This is a genomic window from Streptomyces sp. NPDC092369, assembly GCF_044755245.1.
Taxonomy (GTDB): domain Bacteria; phylum Actinomycetota; class Actinomycetes; order Streptomycetales; family Streptomycetaceae; genus Streptomyces.
The window spans coordinates 310,953-332,135 of record NZ_JBIVQP010000004.1 but is presented as its reverse complement, the minus strand read 5'-3'; the positions used below and the strand labels follow the sequence as shown (position 1 = coordinate 332,135).

The following is a 21,183-nucleotide window of genomic DNA, read 5'->3' as shown; positions in this document are numbered from 1 at the left end:
CAGACCGCATCAGACGCGGTCAGGCCTGCAAGTCAAAGGAGACGACTCATGGCCAACGTCTCGCACACCAGAGGTGACATCACCGGCCACCCTGATGTTTCCGAAATGCGGGCACGGTACGCCCGTATGCTCGGCGGTCGCGATGTGGTGCTCATGGACGGCCCGGTGTTCCTGCTCGGCCTCTACTGCGCCGTGTCCCCCTGGATACTCCACTACACGACGAGCCAGCCCGCCCTCGTGACCCACAACCTGATCGTGGGCATCGCGATCGGCCTGCTGGGGCTCGGGTTCACCGCCGCCCCCGCGCGGATGTACGGCCTGAGCTGGGCCATGTCCGCACTGGGCGTATGGATGATCGTCTCGCCGTGGATCGTCGGCGACAGCCCGGACACCGGTGTCGTGCTGAACAACATCATCGTCGGCGCGCTGGCCGTGATCCTGGGCCTGCTGTGCGCCGTCGCGGCGGCGAGGAGCGCGCCCAAGGCGTAGTTCGAAAGGACGGGACGAGAAGGTGGCCGGTCCGCAGTCATCGCGGGCCGGCCGCCCCCACGCCCGCGCCTGTCCCGAGTGCCTCTCTCAGTGCCTCGGGACCATCCACGGCTCCGTCGAGAGCGGGCTGCCGGTCTCCAGGAGCGACTTGAGGTTGGACAGCACCGCCGGCCAGCCGCCCGACACGTCGGCGAGTTCGCCCTGGTCGTTGAGGTCCTCGTGGGTCACGGTGAGCCGGACGATGTCCTCGTGCGGCTGAATGTCGAAGGTCACCCGGGAGAACAGGTCCTCCCGCCCCTCGTTCTCCGGCGCGCCCCAGGTGGTGACCAGACGGGTCGGCCGCTCGCTCTCCACGACCGAGCCGACCACGTCGGCGATGCCGGAGCCGTCGAGACGGACATGCTCCCAGCGTGAACCCGGGCGCCAGTCCGAGACATTGCGGTGACCCCAGTAGACGGCGGTCAGGTCCGCGTCGGTGAGCGCGTCCCAGACCTTCTCGGGCGTGCTGCTGATGTAGGTGACGTACACGAATGTGGGCTTGTCGGTCATGGCTTCCTCGGCTCGTCGTTTCACGGCGCTCAGCACGCTCAGGCGCGGGCGCTCGAACTTGTCGATCCAGCGCTCCTGGATCTCGTGGAGCGGGACCGGATTGAGGTAGTGCAGCTTCTCCCGCCCCCGCCGCACCACGCTGACCAGGTTGGCGGCCTCCAGCACTGCCAGGTGCTGGGTGACCGACTGACGTGTCATCTCGATGTGCTCGCACAGCTCACCCAGCGTCTGACCGTTCTGCTCGTGCAGCCGGTCGAGCAGCCGGCGGCGCGTCTCGTCGGCCAGCGCCTTGAAGACCTTGTCCATCCCTGAGTCATTCTCCGATCGCACACTCAACGTTATGCAGGCAATTACCTGCATGTCAATGCGGAAGGGGATCTACGCAGGTCAGCGCGCCTTGTCCGCAAGCGCCGCCAGCTCCCGCCGATGTGCCGCCACCCACTCCTGAGCACGCTTCACTTCCGCCACGGCCCCTTGCGCGCGCAGTCCCACCATGGCCGGCTCCCCGCGGTCGGCCCCGGCCTCGATCCCCCGCCGGCAACGGTCCTGCCACCACAGAACGGTGTCGAGCAGCCGGTCGCGGCCGGCGAGGCCGTACGCGTCGCAGATCAGCCCGATCCGGCGTGCCGCCTCGGGCACGTCCGTCACTGCCGGACCGAGATCCAGGTACTGCCAGCAGAGGTGGGCGACGTCGTGGATGCGTTCACCGGGGGCCGCGAGGTCCCAGTCGATGAAGGCGAGCGGGCGCCATCGGTCGCCGTCCACGGCGTAGACCGTGTTCTTGGGCGCGAGGTCGTTGTGGCACACGACCTCGCCGCCCGCCGCGGACCCCGTACCGGCTGTGAGGTCGTGGAACTCCCTTACGAGTCGCGCGACTCGGGCCAGTCCGGCATCGCTGCGGGCGTCCTCCCGCTCCCGCGGAGTCACCGCCGCCCGTCCCTCGATGTGGTCGAGGATCTCCCGGCCCTGAGCGTCCGTACCGAGGTGTCGGGGCGCGCCCTGCCAGCCATGCCGCTCAAACAGGGCGAGTACGTCACGGACGTAGGCGGATCTGTCGGAAGGTGTACGGCGCACCGTGGCCCCGACCCTGACAACCCGGTTCACAGCGCCACCGCTGAGCACCGCCTCTTCCCCGGCTGTCTCTTCCTCCGTGCGGAACGAGATCCACAGGTCCGGCGGCAGGTCCGGCCGGTCCGGTACCGGACGGGGCTCCTCGTGCCAGGCGTCGCCCGCGACCTCCGTGGCGACCCGGCGCCAGAAGCGGGCCGCGGGTGGGTTGTCGTGCTGGAAGGCGATCTCCCACGCGCCCGGATGCCGGGCGACGATCTCCAGGACGGCGCGCAGTCCGATGCCCGAACGGCGTGCGCCGCGCACCACGAAGAAGCTGTTCAGTACGCGTGTACTGCTGTCCAGGCCGCGCACGAACGCGAAGCCGACGGGGCGGTCGTCGAGCAGGAGAAGGTAGGGCGCCCAACCCGGGTCGGTGAGCGCCGAGTTGAGGCGTTCGGCGCGGAAGGTGCCGTCGGGGTTGGGCAGGACGCCGCGCATCCCGGACAGGTCGTGCCGGAACATCAGCCAGAGGCGTTCGATGACGGCTCGGTCGTCGGAGGTGGCGGCGCGCACGGATACGGCTGGCATGGAACTCCCTTGCAGCAGAGGGGTGGTGGCCGAGGAGGCGGGCGGCGGGCACGCAGAAAGCCTCCCCGGCGGACGGTGCCGGGGAGGCTTTCTGAGGTGGCAGGGATTTTAGCGTGCCGACAGTGCCGGCAGGGGCCTTCGGGTGCCGTCAGGTACCCGCGGGTTCCGCGTCCGGGGTCGCCTCGGTGACGTACTCCTCGGTGATCTCCTTCGGGCCGAACGGCCAGACCTTCTCGTACCGCGCCCACAGGAAGAACGCGGCGCAGCCGAGGGCGAGCCAGGCCAGGGACCATTCGATGGGGTGGCGGCCCGGGGAGTTGCGGTCGGCGTAGCCGTAGATCACGCACCAGCCGATGAACGCGACGATGCTCGGCACCGGGTAGAGCCACATGCGGTAGGGGCGCCGCAGGGTCGGCTGGCGTCGGCGGAGCACCGTGAGCGCGATGATCTGGGCCAGCGCCTGGACGATCACCATGACCGTGGTGAGGAGTTGGATCAGGGTCGCGAGGTCCGTGTGACGGCCGATCAGGAAGCCGATCGCGGTGATCACGCCCATGGTGGCCAGGCCCAGCATCGGGAAGCGGTGCTTGGGGTGCAGTTTCGCGTAGGGGCGGAAGAAGACCCGGTCGCGAGCCGCGTCGTAGGGCACCCGCGAGCCGCCGAGCAGGCCGGCGAAGACCGAGGCGAACGCCGTGATGAGGATCAGTACCGTCACGGTGTCGGCGGCGCCTTTGCCCCAGGTCTCCTCAAGGACGGCCGAGGCGACGGAGGTGGACGCGATGTCGTCAGGGTTCGTCATGCGGTGCCAGTCGATGACACCCAGCGTGCCGATCTGGAGGAGCAGGTAGATCGCCATGATGCCGACGATCGAGAAGAGGATCGAGCGGGGCAGGTTGCGGCCGGGGTCCTTGATCTCCGCGCCCATGTAGGCAGTCGTGTTGTAGCCCAGGTAGTCGTAGATGCCGATCGTCAGACCCGCGGCGAAGCCCAGCCAGAAGTGGTCGCTCATCAGGTCGAAGGCGTGCGCCGGGTAGGTGAAGGCGAGGTCGGGGCTGAAGTCCGAGGCCGCCGCGACGATGACAAGGAGCACCGACGCGATCATCACCGCCCACATCACGGCCGTGATCCGCGCGATGTGCTCGATGCCGCGCCACAGCAGGAGCACGACCAGGGCGATGACGCCGAGGCCGATGAGGTCGCCGCCGGTCCGGCCCAGATCCGGTGCGAGGTAGCCGAGGTACTGGACGAAGCCGACCACGCCCGTGGACATGATCAGCGGGATGAAGAGCATCGCCGTCCACACGAACAGGAACGGCATCAGCCGGCCCGTGCGGTACTGGAAGGCCTGGCGGAGATAGACATAACTGCCGCCCGAGCCGGGCATCGAGGCGCCCAGCTCGGCCCAGACGAGGCCGTCGGCGAGCGCGAGGACGGCACCGGCGACGAAGCCGATCACCGCCTGCGGGCCGCCGAACGCGGCGACCATCAGCGGGATCGTCACGAACGGCCCGATGCCGCACATCTGGCTCATGTTGATGGCGGTGGCCTGGAACAGGCCGACACGCCGGACGAAGCCACCAGAAGGTGGCGGGCTACCGGACATGGGGACTCCTGGAGGTGGGCGCGAGCCGCCCGGCGGGGCCGACTGGGCGATAAAGTTAAGGAGCCTTACTTGATGCGTCAAGAGGTAGCCCCCTATGCGTGAGAATGGTGCGATGCCCGCCAGTGACGTCGTAGAGCAGCAGGGACAGCCGTGGAACCGGCAGCGCCTGCGCAGCACCAACGAGCGACTGCTCCTCGACCGGCTGCGCTCCGCCGGAGCGGCGTCCCGCGCCCAACTCGCCCGCGAGACGGGCCTGTCCAAGCCGACCGTCTCCAGCGCGCTGGCCTCGCTGGCGGCGGCGGGCCTGGTGCACGAGGTCGGCACGCACGCTCCCGAGCGGGGTCGTACGGCCGTGCTGTACGCCCCCGACCCGGCCGCCGGATACGCGCTCGGGGTCGACGTCGGCCGCAGCTGGCTGCGCGTGGCCGTGGCCGACCTGGACGGCGCGGTGGTCGCCCGCGCGGATGTCCGCAACCGCGCCCGCGGCTCCGCCGCCATGGCCGACCTCGTGGTCGGCGCGGCCCGTGAGGTCGTCGCGAGTTCCGGCGTGGACCCGGTCGAGGTGGTGCACGGGGTGGTGGGCACGCCCGGCGTGTACGACGAGAAGCGGCGGCGGGTGCGGTACGCGATGCATCTGCCGGGGTGGGGTCGCGCGGGCCTGATCGACCGGATGGGCGAGGAGCTGGGCATCCCGCTGGAGGTGCACAACGACGCCAACCTGGCCGCGCTCGGCGAGTACACCTACGGCGTCGGCGCGGGCAGCCGGCTGTTCGCGTACATCCTGATCGGCACCGGTCTCGGCATGGGCGTCGTGGCCGAGGGCAAGCTGTTCACCGGCGCGCACGGGCTGGCCGGCGAGATCGGGTTCCTGCCGTGGCCTGGTCAGCAGAAGCCCGAGACACTGGAGGACGCGGTGTCGGGCGTGGCCGTCGTCGAGGCGGCGCGCGCCTTCGGGATGAGCGGCCAGCTGACGGCCAAGGCCGTGTTCGACGCGGCCCGGCACGGCAACCCGGCCGCGGTGCAGGCCGTTCAGCTGGAGGGCGAGCGGATCGCGCACACGGTCGCGGCGGCGGCCGCGGTGCTCGACCCGGATCTCGTGGTGCTGGGCGGCGGGGTGGGTCACAGCGTCGACCTGCTGCTGCGCCCCGTGCGCGAGCGGCTGCGGGCGCTCACGCCGCTGCGGCCCAAGGTGGCGCCCAGTCGGCTGGGCGAGGACGCGGTGCTGCTGGGTGCGGTGGCGACAGCTCTGGGGACCGCTCGGGACGTCGTCTTCGAGCGCCGGTCGGCCGCGTCCTGACCAACTCCTGCGACGGCTCCGGTGATTGACAGGGCTCATGCGCCGCCCTACCTTGAGCCGCGTTAGTAAAGTTTCCTAACTTGATGTCGACCTCGCCACTGGTCGACCTGCCACTGGTCGACCCTGAACCTGATGACGGCCCTGAACCTGATGAGGTCCCGCTCCCCCGAGACCTCGATGACGGCTTGGAGACCCCTGTGTTCCGTCGCCCCACCGCCGGACGCCGCCCGCTCGCCACGACCGCCCTCACCCTCGCCCTGCTCGGCACCCTCACGACGAGTGCGTGGACCGAGCCGCACGAGAGCGCCCCGCACGTCCGCCCCACCCACGTCTCCGCCGGAGCCGGCGGCGCCACCCCGCTCTCGGGCTACGCGATCCAGTCGACCGCCAAGGTGAGCGACCCGGCGGCCGCAGTCTCCTCCCCGGGCTACCCCACGACCGGCTGGCACGCCGCGGGTCCGCGCTCCACCGTCCTCGCCGCCCTGCTGGCCGACGGCCTGTACGCCGACCCCTTCCACTCGACCAACCAGCAGAAGATCCCGAAGGCCGACTTCCAGGTCCCCTGGTGGTACCGCTCCGACTTCACCGTCGCCGACACCTCGGAGCGCACGTACCTCGATTTCAGCGGGGTGATCTCGGCGGCCGACGTGTACGTCAACGGCAAGCAGGTCGCCACGACGAAGGACGTCACGGGCGCCTACACCCGGCACGAGCTGGACGTGACCTCGCTCGTCCGCTCCGGCACCAACACGGTCGCCTTCCGCATCCAGCCCAACGACCCGAACAAGAACCTCACCATGGGCTGGATCGACTGGCTCCAGCCGCCGCCCGACGAGAACATGGGCATCGTCCGCGACGTCGTCGTGCGCCGCGGCGGACCGGTCGCGCTGCGCGACGCCCACGTGGTGACCACCCTGGCCGTCCCGTCGCTGGCCGGCGCCGACCTGACGGTCAAGGTGCAGGCCCGCAACGACTCGGACGGGCCCGTCACGGCGAAGGTCTCGGGCAGCATCGGCACCACCTCCTTCGAGAAGCCCGTGGCGCTGGCCGCGCACGAGACGAAGACCGTCAGCTTCACGCCCTCCGAGATCCCGGGGCTCCATCTGACCTCCCCGAAGGTGTGGTGGCCCGCAGGCATGGGCGACCAGCCGCTCTACGACCTCGACCTCACCGCCACCGTGGCCGGCACCGCCTCCGACACCGCGCACCAGACCTTCGGCATCCGTGACGTGCAGGCGCCGCTCGACTCCGACGGCGCCCGCCAGTACCGGATCAACGGCCGCAAGCTGCTGATCAAGGGCGGCGGTTGGTCACCGGACGAGTTCCTGCGCTGGGACCGGACCTATGTCGAGGACCGCCTCAAGTACGCCCTCGACCTGGGCCTGAACACCATCCGTCTCGAAGGGCACATCGAACCGGACGAGTTCTTCGACATGGCGGACCGCTACGGCATCCTCACCCTCCCCGGCTGGGAGTGCTGCGACAAGTGGGAGGGGCAGGTCAACGGCGACGAGCGGGGCGAGAAGTGGACCGCCGCCGACTATCCGGTCGCGGGGGCGTCGATGGCCGCCGAGGCCGCCCGGCTACGCGACCACCCGAGCGTCATCTCGTTCCTCATCGGCAGCGACTTCGCCCCCGACGCGACCATCGAGAAGACGTACCTCGACGCACTCAGGGCCGCCGACTGGAAGACTCCGGTCGTCGCCGCGGCCTCCGCCAAGTCCTCGCCGGTGAGCGGCAGTTCGGGCATGAAGATGACCGGCCCCTACGACTGGGTCCCGCCGAACTACTGGTACGCCAAGCGTGAGGGCGGCGCCACCGGCTTCAACTCCGAGACCAGCGCGGGCCCCGACATCCCCACCCTGGACACCCTGCGCCGCATGATGACCCCGGCCGAACTCGACACCCTCTGGAAGAACCCGGACGCCAAGCAGTACCACCGCTCACCGTCCTCGACCTTCGCCACCCTCAAGCTCTACGACAACGCCCTCACCGGCCGCTACGGCGCCCCGACCGGCCTGGCCGACTACGTCCGCAAGGCCCAGCTCGCCCAGTACGAGAACGTCCGCGCCCAGTTCGAGGCGTACGGCCGCAACGCCACCGACGCCTCCAAGCCCTCGACCGGTGTCGTGTACTGGATGTTCAACAGCGGCTGGACCTCCCTGCACTGGCAGTTGATGGACCGTTACCTCGACCAGGGCGGCGCCTACTTCGGCGCGAAGAAGGCCGGCGAGCCGCTGCACATCCAGTACTCCTACGACGACCGCTCGGTCACCGTGGTGAACAACCGGCACGCCTCGGCGGGCCAACTCACCGCACGGGCCACCCTGTTCAACACCGACGGCACCCAGAAGTACGACAAGAGCGTGACCGGGGTGACGGTCGCCGGGGACGGCGCGCACAGCACCCCGCTCACCCTGCCCGCCTCGGTGAGCGGACTGTCGACGACGTACCTGGTGCGGCTGACGCTGACCGACGCGTCCGGCAAGGAGGTGAGCCGGAACGTGTACTGGCTCTCCACCAAGCCCGACACACTCGACTGGGCCAACACCGACTGGTACTACACGCCGACGACGAGCTACGCCGATCTCAAGGGGCTCAGTTCGATGGCGCAGGCGCCTGTGTCGGCCCAGGGATCCACGGTGTCGGCCGACGGCACGTCGACCACGACCGTCACGATCCGCAACACGGGCACGGGGAGGACGCCTTCGCTGCTCACGGACGTCCATCTGGTCGACGCCCAGGGCAGGCCGGTGCTGCCGGTGCGGTGGTCCGACGACCAAGTGAGCCTGTGGCCGGGCGAGTCGACGACGTTGACCGCCACCTACCGGACGGCGGATCTGCGCGGATCGGCGCCGACCGTGCGGGTCTCCGGCTGGAACACGGCGGAGCGGACGGTCCCGGCGGGCGCGCCGGAACCGTCCGGTCGCCTCAGCTCACGTTGAGCGCGGTGTCGTCGACGACGAAGGACGTCTGGAGGGTGGATCCCTCGACGCCGCTGAACTTGATGGTGGCGGTGGTGCCGGCCAGGGAGGACACGTCGAAGCTCTTCAGGACGTATCCGGAGGCCGCGTTGAGGTTGGAGTACGTGGCCAGGGTGGTGGATCCGGCGGTGACCGTCAGCTTGTCGTAGGCGGTACTGGTGGTGGTCTCCGCGGTGTCCACGTGCAGATAGAAGCTCAGGGTGGCGGAGCAGCCGGACGGGATGGTCACCGACTGGGACAGGGTGTCGGTGTGGGCCGATCCGTAGCCGTCGAGCCAGGCCTTGTAGGAGCCGGTACGGGCGGCCTCGCCGCTGTCATTGGTGATGACACCGCTACTGGCGGTCCAGGTGGTGGCCCCGGACTCGAAGCCCTGGTTGCCCAGGAGCTGGGCCGCGGTGCAGGTGCCGCCGCCACCGTCGTCGCCGCCACCGCTGTCGCCCTCACCGGCGAGCCAGGCGGTGGCGTTGAGGGCGAGCGGCGCGTTGGTGGCGCCGGAGTCGTTCCAGCCGTCGTAGAGGGTGTTGCCGGACTGGCCGGTGCCGTCGTCGACCGGTGAGGTGTCGCCCCAGAAGGCGACGCGACCGCTGCCGAAGGTGCTGGTCGCGAAGAAGGCGCCGGTGTTGCCGGAGTAACCGGAGCGGTAGAGCAGGCCCTTGACCGAGGAGTTGTCGGCCGGCTTGAGCGTGGCCGTGGTGCCGTCGGCGATCAGGCTCTTGGTGACCGTGCCGAAGGAACCGTGCAGCACGGGATTCGTGCTGTCGCTGATGGCGGCCGGGTAGCCGGAGCTGACGTCGAGGGTGTCGACGGAGAAGCCGAACGGGTCGGTCGAGTCGACGCTGTTGTTGGTCATCAGGTCGTTGAAGATCTCGACCGCGTCCTCGCCGTCGTTGTTGCGGTCGGCGCCGGTGTGGTCGGAGATCATGAACAGCCCGCCGCCGGCCTTCACGAAGTTCATGATCGCCGTCTTCTCGGCGGTCGTGAACAGCGTGTTGGGCTCGGGCAGGACCAGCGTGTCGAAGTTCGACAGGTCGGTCGTCGACGAACCGCCGTACGTCAGCGCGCCGGTGGCGGTCTTGAGGCTGTAACTGCCGGTCTTCTGCAGGGCGACACCCCACGAGGACAGGGCGCCGGTCCAGTCCGTCTCGGCGGACGGGGTGGAGTCCTGGGAGAGCGGGTCTGGCTTGCTGGTGGAGATGATCCAGTCGGCGTTGCCGGCCTCTTCGGCATGGCCGTCGTCGAAGAGGATGCGGTGCGTGGTCGCCGCGTGAGCGGGGGCGGCGGTGACGGTGGCCTGGATCGCGGCGCCCGTGGTGAGCAGACCGAGCGTCGCGAGAGCGGCGGTGAGTCTCTGGCGTGGCCTGGGGAGTCCGAGCATCCTGCTTACCTCCGTGCGGAGTTGGGGGTGATGGGGGGAGAGCGATGCGGGACCGTGACTACGCGCGTAGACACAGCACATCTGCGCGCGTAGAAATGCGGCCGGAGGACACCTGCGCGACCGGCCGCTTGAACGGTACATGGCAGGAGTGGGGGTGAACAGGCGTCATCCGGCACACCCGGCCCGACGTTGACCGGACGTTGACCGTCGATTGAGAAACGGAACGGACTGTCCCACCCCCCAACGGGCATCCGCTTCATGCAGAGGTACTTGACGAAGAGGGGCGGAGATGGAGATTTCGGGCATCATCAGTGCCATCGTGATCGGCATCATCATCGGTGTGCTGGGGCGGCTGGTGGTACCGGGCCGGCAGCGCATCGGCATCCTGCTGACGATCGTCGTCGGCATCGTGGCCGCGCTGATCGGTGCGGCACTCGCCTCGGCGTTCGGCGTGGCCGACACCAAGGGCGTGGACTGGATCGAGTGGCTCATCCAGATCGGCCTCGCCGCGGTCGGCATCGCCGCGCTGGACCGGACCCGGGTGCGCCGCTGACCCACCTGGCCGGCAGCGACCGGCCACCGACCCGCAGGACCCGTACGGACCCGGGCGGGGCGTTCGAACGAACGCCCCGCCTGTTTCGCATGCGCTCTCACCTCGCGCCGGCGAGCGCGGCGAGCCCCTCGCGGGCCCCCGGGTACACAGGGGTCCAGCCCAGTTCCCGCTCCGCCCTGGCCGTGGAGACGCGCATGCTCGCCTCGAACATCGTGTGCGCGTACGACATCGGCGCGGTCACCCACAGCGGCACGGTCATCGGCTTCGGCAGGCCGAACTCCTCGGCCACGCACAGGAGATGGGCACGGAACCCGAGCGGTGTGCGGTCCGCGACGTTGTACGCCCGACCCGCGCGCCCGCGTTCCACCGCGGCGACCACCGCCCGTGCCGCGTCGGTGAGTTCGACCCAGGGCAGGACGCGGCCGCGGTCGGCGGGAGCGGGCACCTGCCGTTTACGCAGCATCGGCAGGAGCGCGTCGGTGCCGCCGGGCCCGTAGAACAGTCCGAAGCGCAGCGCGATGCCGGCCAACCCCGGCGTCTCGAAGGTGAGTTGTTCCTTGACTCGCATGCCCCTGAGGTGCTTCTCCAGCTCCGGAGAGGTGCCGTTCGGGCCGAACGGATCGTCGTCCTCGGTGAGCACGTGGTCGCCGAAGTCCCCGTAGCCGTAGCCGAGGGCGATGGACTCGGAGACGAAGCGGGTGGCGCCGACGGCTCGCGCGGCCTCGACGAGGTGCGCGGTGCCCTCGACGCGCAGGGCGTCGGTGGCGTACATGTCGCGGTGGCGCATGGGCGCCTTGCGCAGGGCGGTCGCCGCGTGGATCACGGTGTCGAAGTGCTGCCCGTCGACGGCCCGCAGCAGCCCTTCCCGGTCCATGAGGTCGGCCCTGACCCCGTTCACCTGCCCCCGGCCGAGGCCGGTGACCTTGTGGCCGGCCTCGGTGAGGGCCCGGGTGACATGTCCGCCGAACACCCCGCTCGCGCCGGCGAGGAGGATGCTCTGGTTCTTGCGGTCGGTCGTCTTCTTCTGTTCGGTCGTCATGACCGTACGACGGATCGAGCGACCGCCGATGTGACATCCCTACGGCGTGTACACGTACGGCGTCGTCGTGGTCAACGGCTCGAAGCCGAGGCGCTCCAGGATCGGGCGGCTCTGGTGGGAGGCGTCGACCTGGAGATAGCGGTAACCGCGCTCCACGGCGGAGCGGGCGCGGTGGGCGACCAGGGCGCGGTAGACCCCGCGACCGCGCCAGGCCTCGACGGTGCCGCCGCCCCACAGGCCCGCGAACCGGGTGCCGGGCACCAGCTCCATGCGCGCCGCGCTGACCGGCTCGTCCCCGGCGAGGGCGACGACGGCGGTCACCGTGTCCGGCTCGGAGGTGAGCCGGGCGAGCAGCTGACGGCGCATGCGGGTGCCGTCGGTGCCGAAGGCCTTCTCGTGCACGTCCCCGACGAGTTCGACGCCCGCGGCGTCGGTGACCGGAAGCAGGCGGATGCCCTCGGGCAGTTCGGCGTCGAGGTCGAGGTCGTTGACCTCGGCGATCATGAGCGTCTCCTCGGGCTCGGCCGTGAACCCGGCGGCGGCGAGCCGCTGTCCGAGGTCCACCGGCAGGTCGTGCCCGTACAGCTTCCACTCGAACTCGTGCCCTAGCTCGGTGAAGAACGCGACCTGCTCGGCGATCGCCTCGTCCGCCGTCGTCTCGTCCAGGTCTGACCAGACCACGCCGTTCCACCCGCGCGCCGAGGCGACCTGCCGTACCACCCGGCCGACCCGCTCGACCCGTGCGTCGGGCCCGTCCGGCTGGGCGCCTTCGCGCATGTTGCGGTCGAAAAGGGCGAGTACACCTACATGATCCATGGGCTCACTCCAACACCCGGCGGCAAAAGGGGCAACAGTTTTACGAAGATTGCACAGATACGGAGTTCTGGTCCCGGTCCGGCCGCACCGCGGCGAGGTAGGACCGCAGCCGGTCCCGGTTGCGGGCCAGGCACTCGATGCGGGCCTGGATGCGGTCGACGTGGTCCTGCAGCAGGGCCGCGGTCTCGGGGGTCAGCCGGTCCGCGGGCAGGAGGATCTCGTCCGGTCCCGACAGGTACGGCAGGATCGCCCGGATCATCTCCGTGGTCAGACCCGAGTCCAGCAGCCCGCGGATCTGCTGGACATCCCGCACCGCGGGCTCGCCGTAGTCGCGGTAGCCGTTCTCGGTGCGGTCCGGGCTGAGCAGGTCCTGCTCCTCGTAGTAGCGCAGGAGCCGGGTGGGGACGCCGGTGCGGCGGGACAGTTCGCCGATCTTCACGACCGCTCCCCCATCACAGTCCGCCGATCCTCATGGCCGCCTCCCAGAAGTCGCCCTTGCCTTCACACTGATGTGAGGGTTCGACCATGGTCCCATGTCCACCGCATCCATGGCCAAGGGCACCGGCACCGCCGTGCCCGTCCCGCTGCCGTGGCCGGGGCTGCTCGCCCTGTCCACGGCCGCCTTCACCGCCGTCATGACCGAACTGCTCCCCGCCGGACTGCTCCCCCGGATGGCACCCGCGCTCGGTGTCCCCGAGGCCCGTGTCGGATTCCTGGTCACCGGATACGCGGCGGCCTCCTTCGCGGCCGCGATCCCGCTCACGGCACTGCTGCGCGGACTGCCGCGCCGGCGCGTACTGGTCGGCGCCCTGGCGGGATTCGCGGTGAGCAACGCGGTGGTCGCGCTGTCGTCCTCGTACGCCCTCACCTTCGCGTCCCGGCTGCTCGCCGGGGCGGTGGGCGGTCTGCTGTGGGCGATGCTCGTGGGGTACGCGGCCCGGATGGTGCCGGCCGAGCGGCGCGGGCGGGCGATCGCGATCGTGCTCGCCGGGATCACGTCGGCTCTGTCCCTCGGGGTGCCCGCCGGGGCCGCGCTGGCCGAAGCCCTGGGCTGGCGGACGGTCTTCGGAATGCTGGCCCTGCTCGCGCTGGTGCTGATCGGCTGGGTGCGGTGGCGGGTGCCCGGCTTCCCGGGCGAGCCGCCCGAGGCACGCGTACCGCTCGCACGCGTGGCCGTGCTGCCAGGACTGCCGGCCGTCCTGTCGGTGACGCTGTTCCTGCTGCTGGGGCACCAGGTGATGTACACCTACGTCGCCCCGTTCGCGGCGCACGCCGGTCTCGGTCGTCCGGATGCGGTGCTGCTGGTGTTCGGCGCGGCCACGGTCGCCGGCATCTGGGTCACCGGCCTCGTCGTCGACCGGCACCTGCGCGCCGCCCTGCTGACCGCACTCGCGGTGTGCGCGGGCGCCATGCTCTGCCTCGGTCTGTTCGCCGGGACGCACGCGGTGCTGTTCGGCTCGGTCGCACTGTGGGGCGTCGCGTTCGGCGGGGCGCCCACGCTCATTCAGACCGCACTGGTCGACGCCTCCGGTCCGCGGGTCGCGGACGTGGCGACCTCACTGCAGGCGACCGTCTACAACGCGGGCATCGCGGCGGGGTCCCTCACCGGAGGCCTGGCCTTGGACACCTTGGGACCCGGAGCGCTTCCCTGGACGTCCCTCCCGCTCGTCGCGGCCGCCCTGACGACGGTGGTCCTGGGTCGCGGATACGCCTTTCCGTCCGTACGGCGGCGGCTGCCGTCCGGCTCGTGATGCGGGACACCGACTCCCTTACAGGAGTGCCGAGTTCGAGGCGACCGGCGACCTCATGAACGGAGGCCCCACCGGAAGGGGAGGATGCCGGTGGGGCCTTCCGTCCGCCGTCCGCCTCGGCGCGGTCAGCGCGTCGCGCTCGGTCGGAAGCGGCGGTACAGGGCGGCACCGCCGACGACCAGCGCGGCGCTCGCCGCGGCGGCGGGGAGGGTCCGGTCCGCACCCGTGTGGGCGAGCGTGGACGCCGCCCGCTCCGGGGTGTGCCGTGCGCCCTGCGGACCCGGGTGCGCCTTGGGCGGGGCGGACGGCCCGGGCGTGGGGCGCGTCGGGTGGTGGGGACGGTCGCCGGAGGTGTTCACGGACTCGTTGCCCACGGACCCGTTCCCGGCGCCGACCACGCTCACCGAGTTGCCGCTGACGTTCACCGGGAGGTCGATCGGGAGCTGGAGGCCGTTGCCGGAGAGGAGGCCTGGTGAATCCTTTCCGCCTCCTCGCGCCGCGCTGCCGCCTGAGGCGCTGGACACGGGCGCGGTGGGCCCGTGCGCGCGGGAGCGGTCCGCGCCGGAGCGAGGTCCCGCCGCGGCCTTGCCCGCGCCCTCGTTGGCGCAGGTGTTCCCCGCGGCCGGATCGAGGAGTCCGATCACGTTCACGGTGTTCCCGCACACGTTCACCGGGACGTGCACCGGGAGCTGGATGGTGTTGCCGGAGATCGGCCCGGGTGAGCCGGTCGCGGCACCGCCGGCCGCCGAGTCGGCGTGCGCCGGAACCGTCACGACCATCGCGCCGGAGGCGGCGGCGACGGCGATCACACCGTTTCGGGTAACCCTTCGCATAGGGTCCCTGCCTTCCAGACAAGGGCGCGGGCACCTGTCCCGCGCCGGAGAGGCGGGCGGCTGCCCGCACCGGATAAAACGCGGGCGAACCATCAGAGTTATGGCTAATCGGCCTTTCACCCCATCGAGCGGCACGGTTATCGAACTAGCCGTAAAACGGTTTCATGTGGGTCGAGGCCGCACAGGGTAGGGCAGTTCGCACCGCCCCGCTCGCCCGGAGGCGGCGGCTGTGGTGGCCGCCTATCGTGATCGAGGACGCCGTTCCACCCGGTCCGCAGTGGGCGTCCCAGGAGGCATCGATGCTGGCCAAGCTGTCCACGCGGCCCGTGGTCCGGCGCTGCGCGTTCACCGGAGTCGTCGGCCTGGCCCTGCTGGCCGCCGGCCTGCCCGCGGCGGCAGCCGACGGCGCGCGGCCCGACCTATCACGCTTCTACCGGCAGAAGGTCGCGTGGAAGAAGTGCGACATGGACGCGCCCAAGGATCTGCAGTGCGGCAAGGTCACCGTCCCGCTCGACTACTCCGAGCCTGCCGCCGGCACGATCGATCTCGCGCTGGCCCGCTACCGGGCGACGGGCAAGAAGCGGGGCTCGGTGCTGTTGAACTTCGGCGGTCCCGGTGGTGCGGGGGTGAGCGAACTCGCCGCCGGCGGCGATGAGTTCATGAGTCTGACCAACGGCTACGACGTGGTGAGCTTCGACCCGCGCGGGGTGGGCAGGTCCTCGCCGGTCAGCTGCGGCGACGGTTCCGACGAGCCCGCGGAGACCGAGGACGAGGACAACGGGATGAGCGATCCGCAGGCCCTGCTCCGGCAGTTGCGCACCGCGGCCGCCCAGTGCGCAGAGAACTCGGGGCCCGTCCTCCGCCACATCGGCACGGTCGACGCCTCGCGCGATCTGGACGTCATGCGCCAGGCGGTCGGCGACAAGAAGCTCAACTACCTGGGTTTCTCCTACGGAACCCGGCTCGGCGCGGTGTACGCGGCCCAATTCCCCAAGAAGGTCGGCCGGTTGGTCCTCGACGGGGTCGACACACTGACCGAATCGATGGCCGAACAGGGCATCGCGGGCGCCGAGGGCCAGCAGACGGCTCTGGAGGACTTCGTCAACTGGTGCGTCAAGGACATCGCCTGCCCCTTCGGCCAGGACGCGCGCGACGCCCGCGAACAGGTCGTCCAACTCATCGAGTCGCTGGACCAGGACCCCGTGCCGACCGACTTCGGCGACGGGTTCACCGGCCAGGACCTCGTGGGCGCCATCGGCCAGGCCCTCTACAGCGAGGACATGTGGCCGTCCCTGGAACGTGCCCTCGCCTCGCTGGTCGAGGACGGCGACACCCGCGGGGTGATGGCCTTCGCGACCGGCGGAGTCGCCTTCCCCCACCGGGCGAACACCGGCGACGGCCTGGTCGACGCGGACGACGTACCGCTCGACAACCTCCCGGCGGCGCTGATGGCGATCAACTGCGCGGACGATCCCGATCGCCCCGGCGCCGACCGGATCACCAAGGACCTCGGCCGGCTGCGCGAGCAGTACGAGCAGGCCTCCCCGGTGTTCGGCCGCTACCGGCTCACCGAGGTGCTGATGTGCTACGGCCGCCCCAAGGGCACCGACTTCATCCGCGACAAGGTGCGCGACGTGCACGGCCCGAAGATGCTCCTCGTCGGCACCCGCGGCGACCCGGCGACGCCGTACCGCTGGACCACGGAGACGGCGAAGCGGCTCGGCTCCTCGGCGGTCGTGCTCGACAACAAGGGCGAGGGGCACACCGGTTACGCCTCCTCGAAGTGCGTGCACAACAAGGTGGACCGCTTCCTGCTGTACGGTTCCCTGCCGCCGACCGGCAGTTCGTGCGGCCCCGAGGACGACGACGCCTGAGCCCGACGGCGCAAGGGCCCGGGGTGCGGGGTGCGGGGTGCGGGGTCGCGGGATGCTAGCAGCGATTTGTCTCTTTCGCCGGTCGCGCCTGCCCCTAATGCCCTATCGGCGAAACGGTCCTATGGTGCTCGTATGGAGCACGACCTGAGTCCCACAGCCCTGTCCGAGCTGCGGCGCCCGCGGCCCTATCCGGCCGTGTCCGTGCTGACACCGACCCATCGCCGGGAACCCGAGAACGCCCAGGATCCGGTCCGGCTGCGCAATGTGGTGGCCGAGGCCAAGAAGCAGCTGGAGGCCGATCCCGCGGTGTCCCGGGAGCGGCGCACCGATGTGGTCCACCAGCTCGACCAGGCCCTGGCGGAGGTGGATCTGGCCCACGCGGAGGACGGTCTGGTGATCTTCGCCGCTCCGGGTGAGCACCAGGTGTGGTCGCTCGCGCGGACCGTACCGGAACGCGTGGTGCTGTCGGACACCTTCCTGACCCGCAACCTCGTCTCCGCGCGAGCCGCGGAGCGCCCGTTCTGGGTGCTGTCGGTCTCCTCCGACCGGGTCACCCTCTGGAGCGGCGGCACCGACCGCGTCACGGAGGACACCTCCGGCGGGTTCCCGCTCACCAGGAACCCGGAGAACTTCGACGCCGAACGCCAGCAGCGGATCGGCGACATGCCGAGCACCTTCCGCGACGAGGACACCCGGCACTTCCTGCGCGAGGCCGACGGTGTCATGGGCCTGGTCCTGCGCCGGCAGCCCCGCCCGCTGTACGTGACGGGCGAACAGGCGGCGCTCTCGCTCCTCGACGAGGTCGGCGGTGTCACCAGGGATGCCGTGCACCTGGCGCACGGCGGGCTCGCGCACGGCACGCCCGACGCCGTGTGGCAGGCGGTGCGACCCCTGGTCGCCGACGAGGCCCGCCGCGGCACCGACGCCGTGACCCGCGCACTCGACTCCGCCCGCGGTCACAAGGCCTTCGCGGCCGGCGTCGACGAGATCTGGCAGAGCGCCCAGGAGGGCCGGGTACGGCTGCTCGCCGTCGAGGAGAACTACCGGGTGACGGTCCGGGACGTCGTCGACGGCCATCTGGTCCCGGCCGAGAGCGACGACCTCGACTCCCGCGAGGACATCGTGGACGAGATCGTCGAGCAGTGCCTGGAGACCGGCGCGGACGTCCGCTTCGTCCCGGACGGCACCCTGGGCGAGGTGGACGGGATCGCGGGCGTCCTGCGCTACTGACAGCGCCTCTCACAACGCCACGGTCCCGGCGTACGCTACGCCGGGACCGTCGACGGAGAGGAAGTGCGCACGTGGGTGACCTGTTGGGCATCGCGGTACTGGGCGCTGGGCACATGGGGGCCGACCACATCCGACGCCTCGACCGCGTGGTGAGCGGGGCCAGGGTCGCCGCCGTGGCCGATCCCGACCTCACGTCCGCGAAGGCGGCGGTGGCCGGCCTCGAAGGTGTCTCCGTCCACCCGGACCCGGAGGCCGCGCTGGACGCACCCGGCGTGGAGGCCGTCCTGATCGCCTCCCCTGGCCCGGCGCACGAGGAGGCGCTGCTCGCGGCCTTCGCCCGAGGGTTGCCGGTGCTGTGCGAGAAGCCCATGGTCCCGGACTCCGTCGGTGCGCTGCGCGTGGTGGAGGCCGAGGCGCGCCTGGGCCGACGGCTCGCCCAGATCGGGTTCATGCGGCGCTACGACGCCGAGTACCGGCGCCTCAAGTCCCTGCTGGACGACGGCAGGTTGGGGCGTCCGCTCATGCTGCACTGCACCCACCGCAACGTCTCCTCCCCGCCGGGCTTCACCTCGGCGATGCTGATCAACAGTTCCGTCTCGCACGAGATCGACGCGGCCCGCTGGCTGCTCGGCCAGGAGCTCACCGCCGTGACCGTGCTGCGCCCCCGCTCCGCCGCCGGAGCGCCCGAGGGCCTGCTGGATCCGCAGTTCGTGCTCTTCGAGACCGAGGGGGGCGCCCTGGTCGACGTCGAGGTGTTCGTCAACTGCGGCTTCGGCTACCAGGTCCGCTGCGAGGCCGTCTGCGAGGCGGGCAGCGCGCGGATCGGCGAGGAGCGCGCGATGCTGGTCACCGCCGGGGGGACCGCCGGCGAGGAGGTCCCCCAGGACTACCTCGTGCGCTTCGCCGACGCCTACGACCGCGAGGTCCAGTCCTGGGTGGACGCCACCCGGCGCGGACAGGTCACCGGTCCGAGCGCGTGGGACGGCTACGCGGCCTCCGTGGTCGCCGAGGCCGGGGTCCGGGCGCTGGAGACCGGCGACCGCACGGCCGTCGACCTGGCCCAACGCCCGGATCTCTACGCCGGGTTCAGCCGCTGACGCTCGTCGCGCCCGACTCCAGATGTCCGGTGAACCGGCGCGACCAGGTGGTGTCGGAGTCGACGGTGACCGTGACGTCGTACCAACCGTTCTGGTGGGCGACGGCGTTGAAGTAGTCCTCCGTCGCTCCGCCCGCGGGAACGGTGTACGTCCACGGCCCGTCCGTGCGGTGCTGGTTCGCCGTGATCGTGAACTTCACCGGCGCGGTACCCGAGTTGGCCATCCGGAGCCAGAGGGCGAGCTTGCCGGTGCCTGATTCGACGGCGTAACGGGCGCCCACCTCCACCGACTTGCCCGCCTTCGTGGCGTCGCCCTCGAAGCGGCGCAGGAAGCGGTTGGGGCCGACCATCGTGAGGTCGTACTTCCCGTCGCCGTACCCCGAGCCGATGTTGAAGTAGTCGGAGGCCGTGCCGCCGGGGTCGACCGTGTACTGCCACGGCGTGGTGTCGCGGTAGGCGTTGGGGTGGATCGAGAGGTGGGCGGCGCTCCTCGCCGCACCTCCTTGGTTGGCCATCGCGAACCAGGCGAGGATCTTGCCGCCGGTGCCGAACTCCAGCCGGTCCAGGTAACCGTTGGGCTGGTACGGCAGGGCGCGGGCGGGCCGGGTGCCGGACTCCTGGGCGGGCAGGGCGTTGGTCGTGGGCACCGGGTTGGGCAGCGGGCCGCAGGTGGCGTAGCCGATGACGCTTGTCGCGGGGAGCGCCACGGAGCCGTACACCGGGTGGGCGAAGTCGAAGACTCCGGTCAGGTCGCCGCTCACCTTGCGGCGCCAGGCGCTGATGTTGGGGCAGGGAGCCGGATTGCCCAGCGCGGTCGTCCAGGTCTCCAGGAAGCGCAGCACCGAGGTGTGCTCGAAGACCTCCGAGGAGACCCAACCGCCGCGTGTCCAGGGCGAGATGACGATCATCGGGACGCGGAAGCCGAATCCGTACGGCACGCCGCCCAGGAACTCCCCCGCGGTGCCGGCGGGCGGGGCCGGGGGCGGGACGTGGTCGAAGTAGCCGTCGTTCTCGTCGTAGTTGAGGAACAGGACGGTGGAGTCGAAGACGTCCTGGTCGGCGGCGAGGGCCTGGTAGACGAGGTTCACGAAGTGGGCGCCGTCGCCGGGCGGGGCGTAGGGGTGCTCGGAGAAGGCCTGGTTGGGGACCACCCAGGAGACCTGCGGGAGGGTGCCGGCGACGACGTCCGCCTTGATCGCGGCGGCGATGTCGTCGGGGGTCGAGCCCGTCACCTTGGGGACGGAGGACATGCCGCGGTCGTAGAGGGGGTCACCCGCCTTGGCGGAGGCGAACTTCTTGAAGTAGGCGCAGGCGTTGTCGCCGTAGTTGTCCTGCGCGTTCTGGTAGACCTTCCAGCTCACCCCCGCGCTCTGCAGCGCCTCGGCGTAGTTCTGCCAGGTGAGGCCGGACTCGTCGCCGCCGTCGTAGCTGGCGGAGTCGACCTTGCCGCTCCACAGATAGGTGCGGTTGGGGCCGGTCGCGCTGAGCGTGGAGCAGAAGTAGGCGTCGCAGATCGTGTAGGTGTCGGCGAGCGCGTAGTGGAAGGGGATGTCGGAGCGGTCCAGGTAGCCGAGGGAGCGTACGTTCCCCACTCCGGAGACCCAGTTGTCGAGCCGGCCCTTGTTCCAGGCGGAGTGCTGCGAGGACCAGGAGTGCGGCAGATCGCCGTTGCACTGGGCGAGGGTCTCGCCGTCCGCGCCGCCCGCGGCCGGGGTGGCGCTGAGCTTCCAGGGGTACTGGCGGCCGGCGCCGCTGGGCTGGTCGAAGACCGGGTACCCGCCGCCGAGCGTGATGCCGCTGCGGTCGGCGAAGCCGCGGACACCCTTGAGACGTCCGAAGTAGTGGTCGAAGCTGCGGTTCTCCTGCATGAGGATCACCACGTGCTTGACGTCCGAGATCGTGCCGGTCGCCGCGCTCCGGGCCGCGGTCGCCGTACGGGTCGTGGCGCCCACTGCCATGCCCGCCGCCACGGTGGCGCCGAGCCCCACGAAGCCTCTTCGGCTGATCGGTGTCATTCGCCCCGCCCTCGTCACCGGCATGCCCCTGCGGCACACCG

At 70.8% G+C, this 21,183-nt stretch carries 17 protein-coding genes and 1 pseudogene; 8 read left to right on the top strand and 10 right to left on the bottom strand.

The genetic code is table 11. The annotated features are described in order from the left end of the window. Positions 1 to 48 precede the first annotated feature (48 nt). Complete coding sequence (locus ACIQI8_RS25305; protein WP_402354775.1) at positions 49 to 489, top strand: SPW repeat protein; 441 nt, start codon at positions 49 to 51, stop codon at positions 487 to 489. An 87-nt stretch (positions 490 to 576) separates the two neighbouring features. On the opposite strand, the gene ACIQI8_RS25300 is transcribed toward ACIQI8_RS25305, so the two are convergent. The 4 genes and pseudogenes from ACIQI8_RS25300 to ACIQI8_RS25285 all read right to left on the bottom strand — a co-directional run bounded on the left by ACIQI8_RS25300 (position 577) and on the right by ACIQI8_RS25285 (position 4,279). Beyond that, positions 577 to 1,344, bottom strand: coding sequence for an ArsR/SmtB family transcription factor (locus ACIQI8_RS25300; protein ID WP_402354773.1), 768 nt, complete (start codon positions 1,342 to 1,344; stop codon positions 577 to 579). 81 nt (positions 1,345 to 1,425) lie between these two features. After that, entirely contained in the window at positions 1,426 to 1,965 is a 540-nt protein-coding gene (locus tag ACIQI8_RS25295) for a phosphotransferase (protein WP_402355989.1), read from the bottom strand. Positions 1,966 to 2,187: 222 nt separating this feature from the next. Continuing rightward, positions 2,188 to 2,676, bottom strand: a pseudogene (locus tag ACIQI8_RS25290) (GNAT family N-acetyltransferase); the annotation flags it as partial. A gap of 148 nt (positions 2,677 to 2,824) precedes the next feature. Next, complete coding sequence (locus ACIQI8_RS25285; RefSeq protein WP_402354771.1) at positions 2,825 to 4,279, bottom strand: APC family permease; 1,455 nt, start codon at positions 4,277 to 4,279, stop codon at positions 2,825 to 2,827. A gap of 112 nt (positions 4,280 to 4,391) precedes the next feature. Between ACIQI8_RS25285 and ACIQI8_RS25280 the strand changes: the two genes are divergently transcribed. Further along, positions 4,392 to 5,576, top strand: coding sequence for an ROK family protein (locus ACIQI8_RS25280; protein ID WP_402354769.1), 1,185 nt, complete (start codon positions 4,392 to 4,394; stop codon positions 5,574 to 5,576). 197 nt (positions 5,577 to 5,773) lie between these two features. Then, positions 5,774 to 8,521, top strand: a complete 2,748-nt coding sequence (locus tag ACIQI8_RS25275) for a glycosyl hydrolase 2 galactose-binding domain-containing protein (RefSeq protein WP_402354767.1) — start codon at positions 5,774 to 5,776, stop codon at positions 8,519 to 8,521. On the opposite strand, the gene ACIQI8_RS25270 is transcribed toward ACIQI8_RS25275, so the two are convergent. Further along, positions 8,508 to 9,935: a hydrolase gene (locus ACIQI8_RS25270; RefSeq protein ID WP_402354765.1), complete on the bottom strand. Its 1,428-nt coding sequence runs from the start codon at positions 9,933 to 9,935 to the stop codon at positions 8,508 to 8,510. The genes ACIQI8_RS25275 and ACIQI8_RS25270 overlap by 14 nt on opposite strands. 289 nt (positions 9,936 to 10,224) lie before the next feature. On the opposite strand from ACIQI8_RS25270, the gene ACIQI8_RS25265 reads away from it, so the two are divergent. Beyond that, on the top strand, positions 10,225 to 10,488 hold the full coding sequence (locus tag ACIQI8_RS25265; protein WP_280881617.1) for a GlsB/YeaQ/YmgE family stress response membrane protein: 264 nt from the start codon (positions 10,225 to 10,227) through the stop codon (positions 10,486 to 10,488). Positions 10,489 to 10,585: 97 nt separating this feature from the next. Here the strand turns inward: ACIQI8_RS25265 and ACIQI8_RS25260 are convergent, their stop codons facing one another. Genes ACIQI8_RS25260 through ACIQI8_RS25250 form a run of 3 tightly spaced genes read right to left on the bottom strand, consistent with a single transcriptional unit; the run spans position 10,586 to position 12,782 of the window. Beyond that, a complete protein-coding gene (locus ACIQI8_RS25260) occupies positions 10,586 to 11,527 on the bottom strand; it encodes an NAD-dependent epimerase/dehydratase family protein (RefSeq protein ID WP_402354763.1) in 942 nt (313 codons plus the stop codon). A gap of 39 nt (positions 11,528 to 11,566) precedes the next feature. Next, entirely contained in the window at positions 11,567 to 12,343 is a 777-nt protein-coding gene (locus tag ACIQI8_RS25255) for a GNAT family N-acetyltransferase (RefSeq protein WP_402354761.1), read from the bottom strand. Between the two features lie 40 nt (positions 12,344 to 12,383). Next, positions 12,384 to 12,782 (bottom strand): MerR family transcriptional regulator, encoded by a 399-nt coding sequence (locus tag ACIQI8_RS25250; RefSeq protein ID WP_402354759.1) that lies wholly within the window; start codon positions 12,780 to 12,782, stop codon positions 12,384 to 12,386. 94 nt (positions 12,783 to 12,876) lie between these two features. Between ACIQI8_RS25250 and ACIQI8_RS25245 the strand changes: the two genes are divergently transcribed. Beyond that, a complete protein-coding gene (locus tag ACIQI8_RS25245) occupies positions 12,877 to 14,094 on the top strand; it encodes an MFS transporter (RefSeq protein WP_402354757.1) in 1,218 nt (405 codons plus the stop codon). A 125-nt stretch (positions 14,095 to 14,219) separates the two neighbouring features. Here the strand turns inward: ACIQI8_RS25245 and ACIQI8_RS25240 are convergent, their stop codons facing one another. Beyond that, positions 14,220 to 14,927 carry a chaplin gene (locus tag ACIQI8_RS25240; protein ID WP_402354755.1) on the bottom strand — a complete coding sequence of 236 codons (708 nt, stop codon included), beginning with the start codon at positions 14,925 to 14,927 and terminating at the stop codon, positions 14,220 to 14,222. 299 nt (positions 14,928 to 15,226) lie between these two features. Here ACIQI8_RS25240 and ACIQI8_RS25235 point away from each other — a divergent pair, with 299 nt between their 5' ends. The 3 genes from ACIQI8_RS25235 to ACIQI8_RS25225 all read left to right on the top strand — a co-directional run bounded on the left by ACIQI8_RS25235 (position 15,227) and on the right by ACIQI8_RS25225 (position 19,128). Beyond that, positions 15,227 to 16,801 (top strand): alpha/beta hydrolase, encoded by a 1,575-nt coding sequence (locus tag ACIQI8_RS25235; protein WP_402354753.1) that lies wholly within the window; start codon positions 15,227 to 15,229, stop codon positions 16,799 to 16,801. 132 nt (positions 16,802 to 16,933) lie between these two features. Then, complete coding sequence (locus ACIQI8_RS25230; RefSeq protein WP_402354752.1) at positions 16,934 to 18,031, top strand: chemotaxis protein; 1,098 nt, start codon at positions 16,934 to 16,936, stop codon at positions 18,029 to 18,031. 71 nt (positions 18,032 to 18,102) lie between these two features. Further along, positions 18,103 to 19,128, top strand: coding sequence for a Gfo/Idh/MocA family protein (locus tag ACIQI8_RS25225; RefSeq protein ID WP_402354750.1), 1,026 nt, complete (start codon positions 18,103 to 18,105; stop codon positions 19,126 to 19,128). Here ACIQI8_RS25225 and ACIQI8_RS25220 read toward each other — a convergent pair. Continuing rightward, entirely contained in the window at positions 19,118 to 21,142 is a 2,025-nt protein-coding gene (locus tag ACIQI8_RS25220; protein WP_402354748.1) for a phosphocholine-specific phospholipase C, read from the bottom strand. The two genes, ACIQI8_RS25225 and ACIQI8_RS25220, sit on opposite strands and share 11 nt — an antisense overlap. Positions 21,143 to 21,183: the final 41 nt, after the last annotated feature.